Origin of the sequence: Pseudomonas sp. WMBT8, assembly GCF_050916005.1 — a bacterium.
Lineage (GTDB): Bacteria > Pseudomonadota > Gammaproteobacteria > Pseudomonadales > Pseudomonadaceae > Aquipseudomonas.
This window is the reverse complement of record NZ_CP188096.1, coordinates 3,705,539-3,722,581: the sequence shown is the minus strand read 5'-3', so window position 1 is coordinate 3,722,581 and position 17,043 is coordinate 3,705,539. Positions and strand designations below refer to the sequence as shown.

The 17,043-nt window shown below is 62.6% G+C and carries 17 protein-coding genes and 2 pseudogenes; 8 read left to right on the top strand and 11 right to left on the bottom strand.

Annotated features, from left to right (window positions below):
- Positions 1–102: 102 nt before the first annotated feature.
- Complete coding sequence (locus ACO77H_RS17020) at positions 103–1,308, top strand: TPM domain-containing protein (RefSeq protein ID WP_432754331.1); 1,206 nt, start codon at positions 103–105, stop codon at positions 1,306–1,308.
- Between the two features lie 14 nt (positions 1,309–1,322).
- Here ACO77H_RS17020 and ACO77H_RS17015 read toward each other — a convergent pair whose 3' ends face one another.
- The 4 genes and pseudogenes from ACO77H_RS17015 to ACO77H_RS17000 all read right to left on the bottom strand — a co-directional run bounded on the left by ACO77H_RS17015 (position 1,323) and on the right by ACO77H_RS17000 (position 3,301).
- On the bottom strand, positions 1,323–1,814 hold the full coding sequence (locus tag ACO77H_RS17015) for a GNAT family N-acetyltransferase (RefSeq protein ID WP_170058686.1): 492 nt from the start codon (positions 1,812–1,814) through the stop codon (positions 1,323–1,325).
- 73 nt (positions 1,815–1,887) lie between these two features.
- Complete coding sequence (locus ACO77H_RS17010) at positions 1,888–2,325, bottom strand: GNAT family N-acetyltransferase (RefSeq protein ID WP_432755767.1); 438 nt, start codon at positions 2,323–2,325, stop codon at positions 1,888–1,890.
- Positions 2,326–2,490: 165 nt separating this feature from the next.
- A pseudogene (locus ACO77H_RS17005) lies at positions 2,491–2,670 on the bottom strand (ASCH domain-containing protein); the annotation flags it as partial.
- Positions 2,671–2,698: 28 nt separating this feature from the next.
- Positions 2,699–3,301: a LuxR C-terminal-related transcriptional regulator gene (locus ACO77H_RS17000; protein ID WP_169957117.1), complete on the bottom strand. Its 603-nt coding sequence runs from the start codon at positions 3,299–3,301 to the stop codon at positions 2,699–2,701.
- A gap of 113 nt (positions 3,302–3,414) precedes the next feature.
- Here ACO77H_RS17000 and ACO77H_RS16995 point away from each other — a divergent pair, with 113 nt between their 5' ends.
- Positions 3,415–5,016, top strand: a complete 1,602-nt coding sequence (locus tag ACO77H_RS16995) for an ATP-binding response regulator (RefSeq protein ID WP_169957119.1) — start codon at positions 3,415–3,417, stop codon at positions 5,014–5,016.
- On the opposite strand, the gene ACO77H_RS16990 is transcribed toward ACO77H_RS16995, so the two are convergent.
- Positions 5,013–5,345, bottom strand: coding sequence for a hypothetical protein (locus ACO77H_RS16990; protein ID WP_169957120.1), 333 nt, complete (start codon positions 5,343–5,345; stop codon positions 5,013–5,015). The two genes, ACO77H_RS16995 and ACO77H_RS16990, sit on opposite strands and share 4 nt — an antisense overlap.
- Before the next feature lie 193 nt (positions 5,346–5,538).
- Between ACO77H_RS16990 and ACO77H_RS16985 the strand changes: the two genes are divergently transcribed.
- The gene (locus ACO77H_RS16985) at positions 5,539–6,009 is read left to right on the top strand and encodes a GNAT family N-acetyltransferase (protein WP_169957121.1); all 471 of its coding nucleotides are present in this window, start codon (positions 5,539–5,541) and stop codon (positions 6,007–6,009) included.
- Here the strand turns inward: ACO77H_RS16985 and ACO77H_RS16980 are convergent.
- On the bottom strand, positions 5,990–6,484 hold the full coding sequence (locus ACO77H_RS16980; protein WP_432754330.1) for an HIT family protein: 495 nt from the start codon (positions 6,482–6,484) through the stop codon (positions 5,990–5,992). The two genes, ACO77H_RS16985 and ACO77H_RS16980, sit on opposite strands and share 20 nt — an antisense overlap.
- 49 nt (positions 6,485–6,533) lie before the next feature.
- Between ACO77H_RS16980 and ACO77H_RS16975 the strand changes: the two are divergent.
- Positions 6,534–6,740, top strand: a pseudogene (locus tag ACO77H_RS16975) (DHCW motif cupin fold protein); the annotation flags it as partial.
- 817 nt (positions 6,741–7,557) lie between these two features.
- On the opposite strand, the gene ACO77H_RS16970 reads toward ACO77H_RS16975, so the two are convergent.
- A complete protein-coding gene (locus tag ACO77H_RS16970) occupies positions 7,558–8,028 on the bottom strand; it encodes a copper chaperone PCu(A)C (protein ID WP_432754329.1) in 471 nt (156 codons plus the stop codon).
- The gene (locus ACO77H_RS16965; RefSeq protein WP_169955790.1) at positions 8,028–8,633 is read right to left on the bottom strand and encodes an SCO family protein; all 606 of its coding nucleotides are present in this window, start codon (positions 8,631–8,633) and stop codon (positions 8,028–8,030) included. Before ACO77H_RS16965 ends, ACO77H_RS16970 begins: the two co-directional genes overlap by 1 nt.
- Positions 8,634–8,961: 328 nt before the next feature.
- On the opposite strand from ACO77H_RS16965, the gene ACO77H_RS16960 reads away from it, so the two are divergent.
- The 3 genes from ACO77H_RS16960 to hemN all read left to right on the top strand — a co-directional run bounded on the left by ACO77H_RS16960 (position 8,962) and on the right by hemN (position 12,185).
- A complete protein-coding gene (locus ACO77H_RS16960) occupies positions 8,962–9,405 on the top strand; it encodes a CopD family copper resistance protein (protein WP_169955789.1) in 444 nt (147 codons plus the stop codon).
- A gap of 82 nt (positions 9,406–9,487) precedes the next feature.
- Positions 9,488–10,813, top strand: a complete 1,326-nt coding sequence (locus ACO77H_RS16955) for a coproporphyrinogen III oxidase (RefSeq protein WP_169955788.1) — start codon at positions 9,488–9,490, stop codon at positions 10,811–10,813.
- Complete coding sequence (gene hemN, locus ACO77H_RS16950) at positions 10,800–12,185, top strand: oxygen-independent coproporphyrinogen III oxidase (RefSeq protein WP_432754328.1); 1,386 nt, start codon at positions 10,800–10,802, stop codon at positions 12,183–12,185. Before ACO77H_RS16955 ends, hemN begins: the two co-directional genes overlap by 14 nt.
- Positions 12,186–12,229: 44 nt before the next feature.
- Here the strand turns inward: hemN and ACO77H_RS16945 are convergent, their stop codons facing one another.
- From ACO77H_RS16945 to ACO77H_RS16935, 3 genes are read right to left on the bottom strand one after another with little or no spacing between them, the layout of a single operon-like run.
- The gene (locus ACO77H_RS16945; RefSeq protein WP_170057419.1) at positions 12,230–13,069 is read right to left on the bottom strand and encodes a metal-dependent hydrolase; all 840 of its coding nucleotides are present in this window, start codon (positions 13,067–13,069) and stop codon (positions 12,230–12,232) included.
- Positions 13,069–13,965: an SDR family NAD(P)-dependent oxidoreductase gene (locus ACO77H_RS16940; RefSeq protein WP_432754327.1), complete on the bottom strand. Its 897-nt coding sequence runs from the start codon at positions 13,963–13,965 to the stop codon at positions 13,069–13,071. Before ACO77H_RS16940 ends, ACO77H_RS16945 begins: the two co-directional genes overlap by 1 nt.
- A complete protein-coding gene (locus tag ACO77H_RS16935) occupies positions 13,962–15,518 on the bottom strand; it encodes a flavin-containing monooxygenase (RefSeq protein WP_432754326.1) in 1,557 nt (518 codons plus the stop codon). Before ACO77H_RS16935 ends, ACO77H_RS16940 begins: the two co-directional genes overlap by 4 nt.
- A gap of 300 nt (positions 15,519–15,818) precedes the next feature.
- Here ACO77H_RS16935 and ACO77H_RS16930 point away from each other — a divergent pair, with 300 nt between their 5' ends.
- Positions 15,819–16,817, top strand: coding sequence for an alpha/beta fold hydrolase (locus ACO77H_RS16930; protein WP_432754325.1), 999 nt, complete (start codon positions 15,819–15,821; stop codon positions 16,815–16,817).
- Positions 16,818–17,043 lie beyond the last annotated feature (226 nt).

Below are 17,043 nucleotides of genomic sequence, written 5' to 3'. Positions count from 1 at the left end.
GGTTTTCGCGTCAGTTTAGAGAGTCCACCGCATGGGGTCACTAGATATAGCGCTGATAGGGTAAAGTCGGCGCTTTCAGGACGAAACGTCAGGTAACAAAGTATGGGGCGGTTTTTATGGCAATCGGCCTGGGGCCTGGTGCTCCTGCTGTTCAGCGCACTGGCCTTGGCGCAAACGGTGCCGCCGGCCTTGGTGAATGTGGCGCTGAACCAGCGCGTGATCGATCTGACCCACACCCTCGATACCGCGACGCAGCAGCGCCTGACCGCGCAGCTTGCTGATCTCGAACAGCGCAAGGGTGCGCAGATCGCCGTGATGCTGCTGCCCAGTACGGGCGACGTCGATATCCAGACGTTCAGCACCCAACTGTTGCGCGCCTGGAAATTGGGACGCAAGGGTATCGACGACGGCATCTTGCTGCTGGTGGCCAAGGACGATCGCAAGGCGCGGATCGAGGTCGGTTACGGCCTGGAAGGGCTGGTCACAGACCTGTTGAGCCATCGGATTATCGAGGAGCAACTGACCCCGGCGTTTCGCCAGGGCGATTACGCTGGCGGTGTGCAGCGCGCCGTGGACGCCCTGAGCGTGCTGGTCGAGGGCGGCGACTTGCCGGCAGTGGACCAGCCCCTTGAAACAGTGGATGAAACTGCGGTGTTGCTGGCGCTGATTCTGGGGGCCATCGGCGGGGTGCTGCTGGCCTCGGGCAAGCTGCATTGGCGCCGTGGCCTGATTGCTGGCCTGGTGCTGACCGTGCTGCTGACGGCACTGGCCGCAATCAATGGCAAGGCCTGGCCGATCTATGTGCTGGCGCTGCCGTTTTGCATGTCGATCGGCGCAGCGATATTCGGCGCGTTGTGGCAGGCCAAGGCGGTGTTTTATTGCGTGTTGGCGCTGATGGCCTACAGCGTCGGCCTGGGCCTGGTGGATCACTACCTGACTGAAGTGTCCTTTATGAACTGGCTGGCATGGCCGCTGGCCGCGCTGGTGGTGCTGGGCCTGTACCTGGTCCTGCTAGCAGTGATGAGAGCCGCCTGGAACCACAGCCGCCTGGGGTTTTGCGTGCAGACGCTGATGGTGCTGGGGGTGTATGGCGCGGCGGGGTACTTGCTGGAGATGGGCCTTGAGGGCTGGTTGTTCGCCTTGCCCATCAGCTCGTTCGCGGCGCTGTTCATTTACGGTCAGGGCACGGGCGGGTCGAGCTCCGGTTCCAGCGACCGTTCAAGCTCCAGTTCCAGCTCAAGCTCCGGTGGCGGGTTTTCCGGTGGCGGCGGCTCCAGCGGTGGCGGTGGGGCCTCGGGGAGTTGGTGAAGCCCGCTGCCGGATCAGAGCGTCATCACCATCTCATGCCAGGCCATCCCGCCGTGGTCTGACGCCGAGGGCTGCACATACTGGTAACCCATGCGCGTGTACAACGGCACATGCTGCTCCTTGCACATCAGGTGGATGGTCTGTTTGCCCATCCCGCGCATGCGCTGCACAAAGGCCTGCATCAACTGCGTGGAATACCCCTTGCCCTGGTGCGCCGGGTCGACCACCACCGACATGATCACGACATTCGGCGCATCCGCCGAGTGCCCCACCAACTCCTTGAAGGCCTCATCCGACATCACCACATCATAGGCGCACCCGCCGTTGATAAAGCCCACTACTTGACCGTCCACTTCCAGAGTGAGGAAGCCCTGCGGGTACAGGGCGATACGCGTGGCGATCTTCTCCAGGGTCGCGGCTTCATCACCTTCGTAGGCGCCGATTTCGATCTCGTAGCAGCGGGCGGCGTCTGCCGGGGTGGCGTTGCGTAGGGTGAGGGCGGGCATGGCGGTTCCTGGGTTGGGCGAAGGGCTGCATGATAGCGGGGTCGGTGCGCTGGCGAAAATCCCACCGGCAGGGTTATTCCCGGAGCTTCTCCATCCGAATATCCCCGTCCGGCAATTGCTCCACCACCACCCACCTCAGGCGCTGGTAAAACCCGTTGGCGCGGCTCGCTTCGGCGGTTTCCAGCCAGATCTGTTGATGGTGCTGGAACAACAAGGCTTCGGCCTGCTCCATCAGCCTGCGGCCCAGTCCGTGGCCTTCGAATTCGGGGCGGATGAAGGCGGCAAATACGCAGCCTTCTTCTATGTCGGCCATGGAAAAACCGGCCGCCACACCCTCCACCTCGGCGATCCATACGCAGGGCGCTAGTTGCATGGCTTGCTGGATGGCGTGCGGGGTGATGCCCATTTGCGCCAATTGGGCATGGGACAGGTGGTTTTCCCTGACGCTGGTGCGAATGTCGAAGATGGCGTTGATGTCTGCCGGGGTAGCGACTCTGATCTGACTGTTCATACAGTTCTCGCGGTTTTCCATGAATTCAACCTCGTAGATCCCCCGTGCCGCCAGGGCGCTAAAGGGGCGTGCGAGCGGCCGTACGTCAGTCAGTTCCCAGGCGAACCAGCCTTCTTCGAAATAGCTGGCGCAGGCTGCTGGCACGTCCTCTGGGGCAAACGCACGCACTGCCTTTACGCGTACGATGGCGACGGCCACACCGGCTTCGTCTTCATCGCCATCGGTATGCAGGAAGCGCCCGTTCTCGACAATCAGCAGGTCCTGGGACGGCTCCAGCTGGGGCTGCCAGCGGCGGATTTCCAGGGTTTTTTCGCCTGCGGCGATCCGGCTGCCGCTGGGGCGCACGATGGAGAGGGCTTTGATGGTGCTGCTCCTACAGGGGTGGGCTGTATTTAACGGCTGCCGCTGCCCGCGATGGCACGTTCAGGCTTCTCAACAACCCCGACACATGGATGCGCACGGTAAACGGCGAAATATCCAGGGCCTTGGCGATTTCCTTGTTGGTCTTGCCTTGGGCGATCAGCCGCAACACCTCCTGCTGGCGTGCAGTCAGGGTGTTGGTGTCCAGGGGCAACAGCCCGGAGGGGGCGAATTTGACCAGCACCTCGCCCTGGCGGATGGCGAGCAGGGCCTGGCCGATTTCTTCGGGGGCGATGTTTTTGCCGATAAAACCGTCGGCCCCCAGCGCCATCACCTGTTCGATCAACAACGGGTCATCGACCATCGACACCACGATCAATGTGGTGCGCCGCAGTTGCTGGCGCAGTTCGCCCAACTGGCTGATGCAGGTCAGGCCGGGGAAGCGCAAATCAAGGATCAGGGTGTCGACTTCGCTGCCGCTCTTGAGCATCTGCAGCACGGTGTCCAGGTCGCCGGCCTGTTCCACGCAGGCCTCGGGCAGCAGGCGTTGCACGGTGCGCAGCATGCCTTCGCGAAACATCGGGTGGTCGTCGGCGATGATGATCCGGCATGTCATGGGGTGCTCCTCCCTGGGGCCAGGTTGTCCTGTGGCGTGCTACTTTACCACTCTGTTCACCGCCTGCCTGCCGGGTACACAGATAAGACGATGACCGTACAAGGACGTTGCCCATGAAGTTCGTGAAAGACGCCGAACTGGACCAAGCCAACCTGCGTATTGTGGTGGCCGCCTGCGCCATTGTGTACATCGGCCTGCTGGGCTTTTTGCCGGGGCAGTCGATGGAGCGCTATGTGCCGGTGATTATCTACATCTGCGGGTTCCTGCTGGTCTCGATTGCGCTGCGCCAGGTGATTGCACGCTGGCCCGGGCATTATCCGGCGCGGCGGGTCTTCGGGATGATCCACGACTACACCGGCACCTCGTTCGGCCTGGTGGTGGGCGGTGAGGCGGCGTTGCCGCTGTATGCGGTGATGGTCTGGGTCAACCTCGGCAACGGCATGCGCTACGGTTCGCGCTACCTGGCGATTGCCACGGGCCTGGCGTTGCTGGCGCTGCTGATTGTGTATCGGCTGACCCCGCTGTGGCAGGCGCAGCCCTTTATGGTGCTGATGCTGATGATCACCAGCACGGTGATCCCGGTCTACGCCCACCTGCTGCTGGAGCGCACGCGCAAGGCGTCCGAAGAAGCCATCGCCGCCAACCTGGAAAAATCGCGCTTCCTCGCCCAGGCCAGCCATGATCTGCGCCAGCCCATCCACTCCATCGGCCTGTTTACCGCCTGCCTGCGTGAAGCGCGCTTGGGCGATGAAGAACGGCGGCTGGTGGACAATATCGACCGTTCGCTGCTGAACGTGTCGCAATTGTTCCGCTCCATTCTCGACCTCTACACCTTGGACAACGGCCGGCTGCTGCCAAAATACCAGGTGGTGCACCTCGGTGAGTGGCTGGCCGACCTGCTGCGGCAAAACGCTGAAGCTGCCCGCTGGGCCGGGGTAGAACTGCGCCTGCGCCCCTGCGCCCACTGGGTACGGGTGGATCCGGCGCTGTTGGCAACCATGGTGCAGAACGTGCTCTCCAACTGTTTCAAATACGGCGGCCAGCGCCCGGTGCTGATCGGCGTGCGCCAGCGTGGCGGCGAGGTGATGGTGGAAATTCACGACCAGGGGCGGGGGATTGCCGAGGAACATCTGCCCCGGGTGTTCGAGGAGTTCTATCGTGTGCGCCAGTTGCGCGACAAAGACGTTGAAGGCGTCGGCCTGGGCTTGTCCATCGTCAAGCGCCTGGGGCTGTTGATGGGCATGGACGTGGCGCTGCGCTCACGGGTGGGCCGGGGCACCTCGGTCAGCTTGCGCGGCTTGCCCCTGGCGACCGCGACCCATCAACCGGTGGTGCGTGACGATGCGCGCCAGGCAGGGCTGCTGACCGGGTTGAAGGTGTGCCTGGTGGAAGATGACCACAACGTGCTGCTGGCCACCCAGGCGTTGCTGGAGCGTTGGGGCTGTGAGGTGCAGGCCGAATCGAGCGGGCATGGCCTGGTCAGCGATTGCGACATCATCGTCGCCGACTATGACCTGGGCAACCACGCCACCGGCATCGAGTGCATCGACCACCTGCGCGCGCAGCGCGGGGTGGCGGTGCCGGCGCTGATTCTGACCGGGCATGACGTGGAGAAGATCCAGGCGGCGCTGCACGACCGGCAGATCGCCATTTTGTCCAAGCCAGTGCGCCCCGCTGAACTACGGGGCACCCTGCGCGACCTCAGCCAGGGTTAGTTAAACGGCGTCAACGCGTTACCCCGGGCACCCTTGGGTTGGCAGTAGGCAGCGGGTTTCATCAGGCCGAAGCTGGCCACGGCAAACATCCCGCCGCTGGCACCGCTGGGCACGGAGCAGTTGTAGTCACCGGAAGCGGTGCTGGCGATGTAATAGGTGGTCATGGAGTCGCTGCGTACATTGGAAACACGCTTGACCGGCTCGCCGAGGTTGGTTTCCGAGAGGGTCTTGAGATGATCTTCGGTGGGTTTGATATTGCTGCAACCGGCAACACCGATCATCAGGGCGCCCAGCAGCGCCAGGCGGGTAACAGGGGAGTGCAGTTTCATGGTGTGTCTTCCTTGGGGTTGTTTTGGTGTTTTCAACGCACAACGATCCCTTGCACGGCGGGTTCGACGTGCTGGCGGGGAGCGTTGGGGGTGCCGGCGAATATAGCGCCGGGTGCCTGCGGGGTCGATTAGCACAAGTGTGCTAATGGCACCTTGAGGTCACGGCAAACACAGTTAATTCAGGGAGATTCGAATGCTGCAAATCAGACGCGCCACCCACGACGACGGCCCCATCGCCTTCGACATCCGCCTGCAGGCGATCCGCAGCCAATGCATCGGCGCCTACACCGCCGAGCAGATGCTGACCTGGACCCGCGGCGCCGCCGAAGACGGTTACACCGCGCTGATGGCCAAGCCGTTCTACCTGGGTTGCGTCGATGGCGAGCCGGTCGCCACCGGCATGCTCGACCCGGACCATCGAGAAGTCGGTGCGCTGTTTGTGCTGCCCGGTTTTATCGGGCGCGGGTTTGGCGGGCAGATGCTCGAGCACCTGGAGCAGGTGGCGCTGGAGCTGGGGATTGAGGAGGTGGTGCTGGATGCGACGTTGAATGCTGCTGATTTCTATCGTAGCCGCGGTTACGAAGGCGGCGAGCAGTCGATCTATCATTCGCCTACGGGGCTGGAGCTGGCGTGTGTGCCGATGGTCAAGCGTCTGACTGTTTGAACGCGGCGCGCAGGCGCTCGATCACGCCCGGCACCGTGAGCCCGGCCGTCGCGGGTGGCGTCGGGTTCTCACCGAACTCGCGCCAGATAAACAGGGTGAGTTCGGCCCCATCCGTCGCCGCTTGCCCGTTGCTGCCAGCGCCGAAGTCTTGCAGCACCCGGTAGCGCTCATCCTCCCAGAACAGCGTTTCGACCCAGTCATAGACCGGGATCAAATGAAAGTGCAGCGGGAAGCCGGGCATATGCCCAAAGCGGCTGATGTACAGCCACTTGGGTTGGAGCTGTACTTCCATCACCCTCTGGGTTTTCGCCAGTAGGCCACCCATTTGCGCCAGGGCCGCGTCGGGTAGGTCAGCCAACGAGCTGATTGGCGTCTTGGCCCCCAGCATCAAATAACCGGGCAGGGCCGAGGCCAGGTGATGGTTGAGCAGCCAGTGTTCGGTTTCGTGGAGGATATGGGACGGAGCAATGTGCATGGCCGGGCACCTAGGTCGGGCCGGCAGGATACCAAAGGCAACTCCCTGTATGGTGGAATACAGCCCTGGCTACCTGGCTGACCACGGGTGTTGGCGCGGGCATGTGTTGTTGTGCCTGGAGGGGGAGTTGCAGACCGAACTGGAGGATGGCCGCCAGTTCACCCTGACGGCGGGGATGAGTTATCAGGTGGGCAATGACAGGGACGGGCACCGGTCGAGCACAGCAACCGGGGCCAGGCTGTTTATTGTGGATTGATTTGTCGTCCATCGGCCGAGACGGATCCATCGTGGGGTTTTCAGAGTTCGGTGCCCCACCACTCGGTGCCTCGCCTAGGCTCGGCATGCCCGCAGTCAGGCATTGCTCCGTGGGCCCGCCGCGATCGGCCATCCATGGCCGTGTCGCGGCTACCCCGGCATCCATGCCGGGGTGCCCACTGCGCAATACCTGCCTGCGGCCAGCGTGGTTTAACGGGGCGCCTAAGATCAAAAGCCAGATCAAAAGCAGAGCAACAGCAACAGCAGAACCAGAGCGCGAAGCTGCATTCCCCTGTAGGAGCTGGCTTGCCTGCGATGACGCCCGAAAGAACACATCAGAGTATCTGGTATTCATTCGTCATCGTTAACGACCATCGCGGGCAAGCCCGCTCCTACAGGGGTACGCGTACGCTTCGATGATCAGGTCGGCTGTCAGGCCGCCTCGCTTTGCTTGTGATTTTGATCTTAGGCGCCCCGTTAAACCACGCTGGCCGTCATCCGATATTGATTTGGGGGGTAACCCGGCAGGACGCCGGGTTAGCCGCGCTGGGCCATGGATGGCCCATCGCGGCGGCCCCCCAAATCAATGTCGGATGACGGGCATACCGAGCCTGGGCGAGGTGCCGAGTAGTGGGGCAAGAGCCCTTTTGGTTGCTTTTGGCTGGGCCGGCACTCCGGGCTCTTTTCCAAAAGTGAGCCGCCGTAAGGGCGGAACCCTAAGTGGCCGTGACCGCAGCAATGGATATGTACACAAACCCAGAAGAGAGTTGTGTAGATACCTATGTCCACCGCGAGCAAGCCAGCTCCCACCCTCAGGATCAATGGTTCATATGATGGCCGTCAGCACTGCCCAGGCTGCGGGCCGGCGCCTGGATTTCGAGGGTCTGCTTGTCACCCTTGGCATCTTCCACCGTCAGGGTCAGCGGCACTTGGTCGCCTTCCTTGATCTGGCCCGTCAGGCCCATCAGCATCACGTGATAGCCCTCGGGATCGAGCTTCACCGCCTGGCCGGCCGGGAGTGCCACGGCATCCACCGGGCCCATGCGCATGACGTCGTCCTTCATGCTCATCTCATGAATCTGCACATCCTTGGCCACCGGCGACTTGACGCTCAGTAGTTTGCTGTCGCTGTCGGCGGTGAGGGTCATGAAGGCCCCGCTCGAATGCTGCCCCGGCACGGTGGCGCGAGCCCAGGCGTCGCTGACCTGCACCTGGGCGCTGGCGTGGGCGGCCAGACCCAGCAGGGAAAGACAGAGGGCGATGCGCTTGAGGGTATGGACAGCAGTCATTAGCAGACCTCCATGACGGTGAGCAGGTCTTCTGCGCACTCTTTGGCGTTAAGGGATGCCGACAGGCCCAGGCGCAGGTTGCCGCGGGTGTCGAACACAAAACTGGTGGCGGTGTGGGACAGGGTGTAGGTGTCGCCGGCGGGGATCTTTTCATAAAAGATCCCGAATTCCTTGGCGGCCACGGCGATTTCTTCCGGCGTGCCGTAGAGCGCTTCGAAGCTGGGGTCGAAGGCCTTGACGTAGGCGTCGAGCACCTGGGGCGTGTCGCGTTCCGGGTCCAGGGTGATAAAGATCACCTGCATGATTTCGCCGTCGCGGCCCATCATCTTCTTGGCCTGGGCCATGCGCGCAAGCGTGGTGGGGCACACGGCCGGGCACTGGGTGAAACCGAAGAACACCACCGGCATCAGGCCGCGGAACGAACTCAGGGTGACGGTCTCGCCGTCGGTGTTCTTGAGCTTGAACGTGCGGCCCATGATCTTGTCGCTCAGGTCCTTGCCGTACTTGAAGTTCAGCTTGGGGCCGGTGTCACAGCCGCTCAACAGGCCCAGGCCCAGCAGGCCCATACCGGTGAGGACCTTGCGACGGGTGAATAACGTACTCATGAAATGGGCGTCCCGTGAAGCGCCTGACGGCTGCGCATAACAGGTCAGTCAGGCTTTGAAAAGCGGTGAACAGTAAGGCTGGGTAGTCTACCGGCCTTGATCACGCTTGATAATCTGCGACGTTCTGCCACAGGGGCGGTGGCCACCTTACCAGCCAGGGCGCTGATTGAGTCTGTGGCACACTGTCGCAGAGACCGCCAAAGGCCCACCGCACAAGGCGTTGGGCAAATGTTTCAACGATTATCAGGGTCCTTGACCGGCATCAAGGCGCCGCTCGCCCGCACTGGGGCACAGTCACGGTACAAGGACCGGCCACCGTGAGGCTCTGATGCTCTATCTCCTGTTCCTGCTGGCCCATCTGTTCGCGGCGCTGATGTTTATCGGCACGGTGTTCTTTGAAGTGTTGATCCTTGCCAGTGTGCACAAGCAACTGCCGGCCCGCGTGATGTTGCTGGTGGAGCAGGGCATCGGCCGCCGCGCCAGGGCCTTGATGCCGTGGGTGCTGCTGGTGTTGTTTGGCGCCGGGATCGGCATGGTCTGGTTGCGCTATCTGCCAGTGCTGGCGGCGCCATCGAGCTCGGCATTCGGTGCCTTGCTGACCCTCAAGCTGATCCTCGCCGCCAGCGTGCTGATGCATTTTTTGCTGACGGTGTGGTTGATGCGCCGTGGGCGGGTCAGCGCGGCCTATTTGCGCTTCGTCCATCTGAGCCTGTTCTGCCATATGGTTGCCATTGTGTTGCTGGCCAAGAGCATGTTCTACATCACCTGGTAAACGTCGGCGCTTGATGCATATCAAGGTGCGCTGCCCGGTCGCACCGCACAATGACCCACCGTAGCCAGACCCGGAGGCCGTCATGCTCACTGTCATTCATCCCGCCCGCGAGTGGCGCCTGCGCCGTGACCAAAGCGTGTTGGACCAGGGCCAGGTCGACATCGGCAAATTCCATCCGGGCATCGGCTCCCTCGACCTGCTGCGCGCCTTGCGCAGCAGCCGTCAGCGCCAACGCCCGCTGGCGCTGAACCTGCAGTGGCCGGCAGGCCTGGTGGCGGATGACTACCTGGGCGCTTTGGAGCAGGAAATCCACCTGGTCGGTTGCCACGTGGGCGGTCGGCAACCGGTGGACCAATTCCATCTGGGCGGCGCCACCCCGGCGATCGCCGACCTGCAACGCTTGATGGCGCACCTGCGCAGCCGCCTGCATTTTCTTGAGCATGACCAGGGTGACTACAGCCTCGACCTCGACCCGCTGCACACCGACTGGGCAACCATGGGCCTGTTGCGCGACCTGGGGTTCAACCACATCAATATCGGCGTGCCGGATGCCAGTGCCGAGGCCACGCCGTCGGTGGCCGGCTATCAGGACCCGGCCCCGATCCAGTCGCTGATCGACGCGGCGCGCACCTTCGGCTTTCGTTCGGTGAATGTCGACCTCGGCTACGGCCACGCCTGGCAGACCTGCGACAGCTTTGCCGCCAAGCTGGCCAGCCTGATCGCCCTGGAGCCGGACCGCCTGCAAGTGTTCGACTATGCCCAGGCGCCACGGCGTTACCAGCAGCAGCCACGACGTGCGCTGTCGTCGAATGTCGACAAGTGTGGCATGCGCCGCATCGCCTTCCAGCGCCTGGAGGCCGCCGGTTATCACTACATCGGGCTGGGCCAGTTCGTACGCCCCGACGACGACCTGGCACTGGCCCAGGAGCGTGGGCACCTGAGCCGCAATTGCCAGGGTTTTACCCGGCACGGCTACTGTGACCATATCGGCTTTGGCCTGGGCGCCATCAGCCAGCTCGACACCCTGTATGCGCAAAACACCGAAGACCTGGCGCGCTATCGCCAGCAATTGGACAGCGACCTGCTGCCCACCGCCCGCGGCTGGCGCTGCGAGGCCGGCGACCAGATCCGCCAGCATGTGATGGAGCGCCTGGCCTGTGACCTGGAGTTGGACATCCAGGCCCTGGAGCGCCGCTATGGGGTGATTTTTTCCCGCTATTTCTCGGCGATCTGGCCGCTGCTGGAGCATCTGCACCAGGACGGCCTGATCGACCTGTCCGAGCGCTTCCTCTGTGTGCTGCCTGCGGGCCGGCAGCGGGTCGAAGCTCTATGCGCACTGTTTGACCGGGCAGGCAGCGCGGTTCCCCCTTGCTCCAACGATGAGACCATCGATCATGAAAGCGTTTGAGTTCAACCGCGCCCTGGTGCAGAAATACGACCGCCCGGGGCCGCGCTACACCTCGTACCCGACCGCGCCGCAGTTTCACTCAGCCTTTGCCCTGGACGATTACCAGCAGGCGGTAGCGGCCAGCAACCAGGCGTTGGCACCCAAGGCGCTGTCGGTGTACATCCATATCCCGTTCTGCCAGAGCCTTTGCTACTACTGCGGTTGCCACAAGATCATCACGCGCAAGACCCATCGCGCCGTGGAGTACCTGGGCTACCTCAAGCGCGAAATCCAGATGCAGGCCGCGCTGTTCGACCGCGCGCGGCCCCTGACCCAGTTGCACCTGGGCGGCGGTACGCCGACCTACCTCGACGATGCACAACTGGCCGAATTGATGGACTGCCTGGCGCAGGGCTTCAGCCTGGATACCAGTGACAATCATGAGTTTTCCATTGAAGTGGACCCGCGCACCATCAGCGTCGAACGGATCCACAACCTGCGCGGGCTGGGCTTCAATCGCCTGAGTTTTGGCGTGCAGGACTTTGATGCCGATGTGCAGGCGGCGGTCAATCGCGTGCAGAGCGAAGAGCAGATTGTGCAATTGGTCTTGGCAGCCCGGCAGGCAAGGTTCAAGTCGATCAGTGTGGATTTGATCTACGGCCTGCCGTTGCAGACCGTGGCCAGCTTCGACGTGACCCTGGGCAAGCTGATTGCCCTGCGCCCGGACCGCGTGGCGGCCTACAGCTACGCGCATTTGCCCACGCAAATCCGTGCCCAGCGCATGATCCGCCCCGAAGACATGCCCCCGCCGGAGCGCAAGCTGGAACTGCTTGAATTGACCATTCGCCGGCTGACCGAGGCGGGCTATGTGTATATCGGCATGGACCACTTTGCCTTGCCCGACGACGAACTGGCCCTGGCCCGGGCCAATGGCACCTTGCAGCGCAACTTCCAGGGCTACTCGACCCATGCCGATTGCGACCTGATCGGCCTGGGCGTGTCGGCCATCGGCAAGGTGGGCGACAGCTACAGCCAGAGCGTCAAGGAGTTGTCCCAGTACTACGCGCGGATCGACGCCGGGCTGTTGCCGGTGCAGCGCGGCTACCGCCTGAACGCCGATGACGTGCTGCGCCGCGACGTGATCAACGGCCTGATGTGCCACGGGCGCATCGACTTTGCCGGGGTCGAGGCCGGGCATGCGATCCGTTTTACCGAATACTTTGCCCACGCGTTGTCGCGGTTGGATGAGCAAGTGGCGGATGGCTTGCTGCACATCGAGGACGATGCCGTGCAGCTGTTGCCCCAGGGGCAATTGATGGTGCGCAGCGTGGCGATGGCCTTTGATGCGTACCTGGGCGGGCAGCAAAAGGGCCAGTTTTCGCGCACGGTCTGAGCCGTTGGCGTGCTGCAGGAGCCGGCCAGCCGGCTCCTACCAGGCTACGTTCCGGCAACCGAGTTGGTGCGCTCGACTTCTTCCACCAGCTTATCGATCCCTTCCAGTCGCACCCGATTGTCGTGATCCCACGGATGAAACCCCGGCTTGAAGTAATGCAGCCACGGCCGCGCCATGCGCGGGAACACGCCCTTGGGGCCGTAGAGAAACTTCAGCATCCGCCAGAACCCCTTCAGATGCCCGCCCGCGCGGCGATCGGCGATCAACAGGCGCAGGTGGAAATCAAACACCACCAGCCAGAAAAACACCGTGGTGAACAGCATGGTCCCGGTGCGCAGCAAGTAACGCTTGGGCCCCGGCTTGATCACGCTGTTCCACACATCGAAGGCCACGGCCTTGTGCTCGGTTTCTTCAAGGGCGTGCCAGTACCACATTTGCTGGTAGCCCTTGAGCGAATCACCAAAACGCGTGGGGTCGCTGAGCAGGATCTCCGCGAGCATCGCCGTGTAGTGTTCCAGGGCGATGGTCACCGCCAGGTTGAAGGACGGCGGCAAGTGCTTCTTTTGCAGGTCGAGCATAAATTTCAAGCGCCGGTCGAGCAGATGGGCCGGCAGGCCGGCGGCTTGCAGCAGGTCGTTGTAGGCCACGTGTTCGCGGCTGTGCATGGCTTCCTGGCCGATAAAACCCTGGATCTCCTTTTTCAACGCCGGGTCGTCGATGCGCTGGCGATAGTGGCGCACGCTGTCCATGAAGAACAGTTCGCCCTGGGGAAACAGCAACGACAGGGCATTGAAAAAGTGCGTGATGAACGGGCCTTGCTCATGCCAGTCCTTGATACGCTCGGCGGGCAGGACGAAATGCAGGTCGCGGCGAATGGGCAGCATCATGGCGACTCCTGTTCAGTGATGGGGTTGGGCAGCGGTGCCTTGCGCTTTTTTGGTGCCATGCGCCGGCTGGCAAACACCACCAGTGCCTGGTAGGCCGCTGGCAGGCAGCGCGCGAGCAGGTCCAGGGCGTAGGCGTCGCGGCCGATCAGCACACGGCGCTTGTTCTTGCGCACGCCTTGCAGGATCACCTTGGCGGCCTGGTCGGCGTCGGTGATAAACAGTTTTTCGAAGTCGGCGCGGGCCTGTTGTTCGCTATGGATCAGGAACCCGGTCATGTTCGCGTCGATCCGGCTGCTGCGGCAGATGTCGGTACGGATCCCGCCGGGATGCACGCAGGTGGCCGAGACGCCGCTGCGTTGCAAATCCAGCTCCTGGCGCAGGGCTTCGGTGAAGCCGCGCACCGCGAACTTGGTGGCGTTGTAGCCGCTCATGCCGGGCTGGGCGAACAGGCCGAACACGCTGGAGGTGTTGACCACATGCCCGTCGCCACTGGCCTTGAGGTACGGCAGGAAGGCCTTGGTGCCGTACACCACACCCCAGAAGTTAATGCCGACGATCCACTCCAGGTCGGCGTAGTCCACACCTTCCACGGTGCTCGACAGGGCCACCCCGGCATTGTTGAAAATCAAATTGACCTGGCCGTGTTCTGCCGCGCAACTGGCGGCCCAATCCTCCATGGCCTGGCGGTCGGCAACATCCACCTCCCGCGAGGTCACGCGGATCTGCGCCAGGGTGCTGCGCTGGATCAGCTCCACGGTTTGTTGCAGCCCGGCCTGGTTCTTGTCTGCCAGGGCCAGGTGGCAACCCTCGCGGGCCAGGGCCAGGGCCAAGGCGCGGCCCATGCCGGACGCGGCACCGGTGATGGCCGCCACACGGCCATTGAATGACTTCATGACAGGCTTCCTTCTGCGGTGGCATGGGGTGGCGCGACGGGGCGCGACGGGGCGCCGGTCACTAATGGCGTGACTTGATAATCGCGCAGGGCGAACTGGCGGGTGACCTGCTTGAAACGCCAGGTCGAACCGGGCCACAACGTCGTATTTTTGCCGGTGCGCGGGTCGAGGTACCAACTGCGGCAGCCGCCGGTGTTCCAGATGGTGCGCTGCAGCTTTGCCTGGATTTGCTGGTTGTAGGCGCTTTCTACGGCGGGCTTGACCTCGACCGTGGCAATTTGCTGGCGGCGCATCTGTTGCAGGGCATCGAGGATGTAGGTGACTTGCGCCTCGATCATCAGAATCATCGAGTTGTGGCCCAGCCCGGTGTTGGGCCCGACGATCAGGAACAGGTTCGGATAGCCCGGCACGGTGGTGCCCTTGTATGCGTGGGCGCCATCGTGCCAGGCCTCCATCAGGTCGACGCCACCGCGCCCGATGATGCAGTCGCGGGGCAGGGGATCGGTGGCCTGGAACCCGGTGCCGAAGATCAGGCAGTCAGCCGGGTGCTTGATGCCATCGGCGGTGATGACCCCGTCGGCTTCGATCCGCAGCACCGTCTCGGTGACCACTTCGACATTGCTGCGTGACAGCGCCGGATAGTAGTCGTTGGAGATCAGCACGCGCTTGCAGCCGATGGTGTAGTCCGGCCGCAGGACCTTGCGCAGGGAAGGGCGCGCCACCTGTTTGTGCAGGTGACGCAGGGCGATTTTCTGCACCACTTTCATCAGGCGCGGGTGCAGCGCAAACCCCACCACCCGACCTTCCAGGGCCCAGTAGAAGGCCCCGCGCACCAGGCGCTGGGTGAACGGCAGATGCTTGAACAGCCAGCGCTCAAAGCGTGAGATGGGGCGGTCCGGCTTGGGCATGATCCACGGCGCGGTGCGCTGGAACAGGTCCAGGTGCGCCACCTGCGGGGCAATACGCGGCACGAACTGGATGGCACTGGCGCCAGTGCCAATCACTGCCACGCGCTTGCCCTTGAGTGAATAGTCGTGGTCCCAGTGCTGGGAGTGAAAGCGTTTGCCCTTGAAGCTGTCCAACCCCGCAATATCCGGCAGCGCCGGGCGGGACAGGCCGCCCATGCCCGATACCAGCACCCGCGCACTGACACGGCGGCCATTGCTGAACTGCAGTTGCCAGCGTTGCAACTGCTCATCGAACACCGCCCGTTGCAGGCCCATGCCAAAACGCAGGTACGGCGCCAGTTCAAAGCGCTGCGCGCAGTGCTCCAGGTAGGCACGGATTTCCGCCTGGGGGGCAAACTGCCGGGTCCAGTCGGGGTTGGGCGCAAAGGAAAACGAATAGACGTGGGATTGCACGTCACAGGCGCAGCCCGGGTAGTGGTTGTCGCGCCAGGTGCCGCCCAGGGAGTCGGCCTGTTCGGCAATGAAGAAGTCGTCGAGCCCGGCTTGCTTGAGTTTGATCGCCATGCACAGGCCGGCAAAGCCTGAGCCAATGATGGCGATATCAACGCAATCTGCCGGGCCGCTCGGCGGGGTAGAGGCATTCATAGGGTGTCCCTCGTGGGCTGTGGGCGCCTTACGGGTTTTGACATCGGATGTGCTCCTTTTTTGTTTTTGGCTTTTTAGATAGAACACCATTGCAAAGAAAAATTGTATTTATTATTTTAAAAAAGATTTTAAATAATCTACCTGAAAATATCGCCTACGCTACAACCTTGTCCTTTATGTGCGATTTGTCCGACGGACGAACCTTTACGCACGCAGTTGAAGTCCAGGGTGTGGACGATGGCTGAGGTCTTGACCAATACCGGTCGGATCGCCAGCAGCAGGGAAGCAGAGGACCGAGCTATGGCTGTCGAATGGGTTGTCGCTGCGGGTGTGTTTATGGCTGCCAGTGCGGCGTTATGGGGCTTGAGTGCCTGGATGACGCGCCGTATCGAAGCGGCTGTTCCAAGCAACGGGCGCTTTGTGGAGATCGATGGCGAGCGCTTTCATTATGTAGACGAGGGCAAGGGCCCGCCGCTGGTGATGATCCACGGCCTGATGGGCAGCAGTCGCAACCTGACCTATGCCTTGTCCGCGCAATTGCGCGAGCACTTTCGGGTGATCACCCTGGACCGCCCCGGCTCAGGTTATTCCACCCGGCATAAAGGCACCGGCGCCGACCTGCCAAGCCAGGCCCGGCAAGTGGCGACCTTTATCCAGACCCTGGACCTGGGCCAGCCCCTGGTGCTGGGGCATTCCCTGGGCGGGGCGATTTCCCTGGCCCTGGCCCTGGACCATCCCCATGCGGTGTCCGGGCTGGTGCTGGTGGCCCCGCTGACCCATCCTCAGCGCATGATCCCCCTGGTGTTTCTGTCGCTGGCGGTGCGCCCGGGCTGGCTGCGGCGCTGGGTGTCGCGCACGCTGACCGTGCCCATCGGCATGCTCACCAGTGGCGCGGTGGTCAAGGGCGTATTCGCTCCCGATCCGGCACCGGCCGACTTCGCCACCCGTGGCGGCGGCCTGCTGGGGATGCGTCCCGATAACTTCTATGCCGCCTCCACCGAAATCGGCCTGGTCAACGATTACCTGCCCGATATGGTCAAGCGCTACGCCCAGTTGCGCCTGCCCATCGGCCTGATCTATGGCGCGCGGGACAAGGTGTTGGACTTTCGCAAGCACGGCCAGGCCCTGGCGGACAAGGTGCCAGGGCTCAAGCTGCAGCTGGTCGAAGGCCGTGGCCATATGTTGCCCATCACCGCTACCGAGCGGGTGGCAGCATTGGTCGAGCAGGTGGCCAAGCGCAGCAGGCCGCTGGAAACAGCCACAGTCCTGCACCCGCCCTTTGCGTTGGCGAGCAAATAATCATGAACCCCACGGTGCGGTCGAAAGTCGCTAACGCTTGCCCTAGACACCTGACCGAACGGCTGAAAAAGAGACTGCCCGGTCACGTAAAAAAGGCCTCGAAAAAGTAGTTGACGACCTATCGGTTCCGCGCTATTTATTTAAAAAAATATTTCAATATTTATTTTGAAATGATTTTTGAAATGCCTAAGAGCGAATAAAATAATGAAAAAAACGCCTTTTATCG

What these genes read in the sequence shown, in the direction of transcription:
- ACO77H_RS17020 (WP_432754331.1), top strand. Translation starts at nt 103, where the DNA reads ATGGGGCGGTTTTTATGGCAATCGGCCTGGGGCCTGGTGCTCCTGCTG.
- ACO77H_RS17015 (WP_170058686.1), bottom strand. Translation starts at nt 1,814, where the DNA reads ATGCCCGCCCTCACCCTACGCAACGCCACCCCGGCAGACGCCGCCCGC.
- ACO77H_RS17010 (WP_432755767.1), bottom strand. Translation starts at nt 2,325, where the DNA reads ATGAACAGTCAGATCAGAGTCGCTACCCCGGCAGACATCAACGCCATC.
- ACO77H_RS17000 (WP_169957117.1), bottom strand. Translation starts at nt 3,301, where the DNA reads ATGACATGCCGGATCATCATCGCCGACGACCACCCGATGTTTCGCGAA.
- ACO77H_RS16995 (WP_169957119.1), top strand. Translation starts at nt 3,415, where the DNA reads ATGAAGTTCGTGAAAGACGCCGAACTGGACCAAGCCAACCTGCGTATT.
- ACO77H_RS16990 (WP_169957120.1), bottom strand. Translation starts at nt 5,345, where the DNA reads ATGAAACTGCACTCCCCTGTTACCCGCCTGGCGCTGCTGGGCGCCCTG.
- ACO77H_RS16985 (WP_169957121.1), top strand. Translation starts at nt 5,539, where the DNA reads ATGCTGCAAATCAGACGCGCCACCCACGACGACGGCCCCATCGCCTTC.
- ACO77H_RS16980 (WP_432754330.1), bottom strand. Translation starts at nt 6,484, where the DNA reads ATGCACATTGCTCCGTCCCATATCCTCCACGAAACCGAACACTGGCTG.
- ACO77H_RS16970 (WP_432754329.1), bottom strand. Translation starts at nt 8,028, where the DNA reads ATGACTGCTGTCCATACCCTCAAGCGCATCGCCCTCTGTCTTTCCCTG.
- ACO77H_RS16965 (WP_169955790.1), bottom strand. Translation starts at nt 8,633, where the DNA reads ATGAGTACGTTATTCACCCGTCGCAAGGTCCTCACCGGTATGGGCCTG.
- ACO77H_RS16960 (WP_169955789.1), top strand. Translation starts at nt 8,962, where the DNA reads ATGCTCTATCTCCTGTTCCTGCTGGCCCATCTGTTCGCGGCGCTGATG.
- ACO77H_RS16955 (WP_169955788.1), top strand. Translation starts at nt 9,488, where the DNA reads ATGCTCACTGTCATTCATCCCGCCCGCGAGTGGCGCCTGCGCCGTGAC.
- hemN (WP_432754328.1), top strand. Translation starts at nt 10,800, where the DNA reads ATGAAAGCGTTTGAGTTCAACCGCGCCCTGGTGCAGAAATACGACCGC.
- ACO77H_RS16945 (WP_170057419.1), bottom strand. Translation starts at nt 13,069, where the DNA reads ATGCTGCCCATTCGCCGCGACCTGCATTTCGTCCTGCCCGCCGAGCGT.
- ACO77H_RS16940 (WP_432754327.1), bottom strand. Translation starts at nt 13,965, where the DNA reads ATGAAGTCATTCAATGGCCGTGTGGCGGCCATCACCGGTGCCGCGTCC.
- ACO77H_RS16935 (WP_432754326.1), bottom strand. Translation starts at nt 15,518, where the DNA reads ATGAATGCCTCTACCCCGCCGAGCGGCCCGGCAGATTGCGTTGATATC.
- ACO77H_RS16930 (WP_432754325.1), top strand. Translation starts at nt 15,819, where the DNA reads ATGGCTGTCGAATGGGTTGTCGCTGCGGGTGTGTTTATGGCTGCCAGT.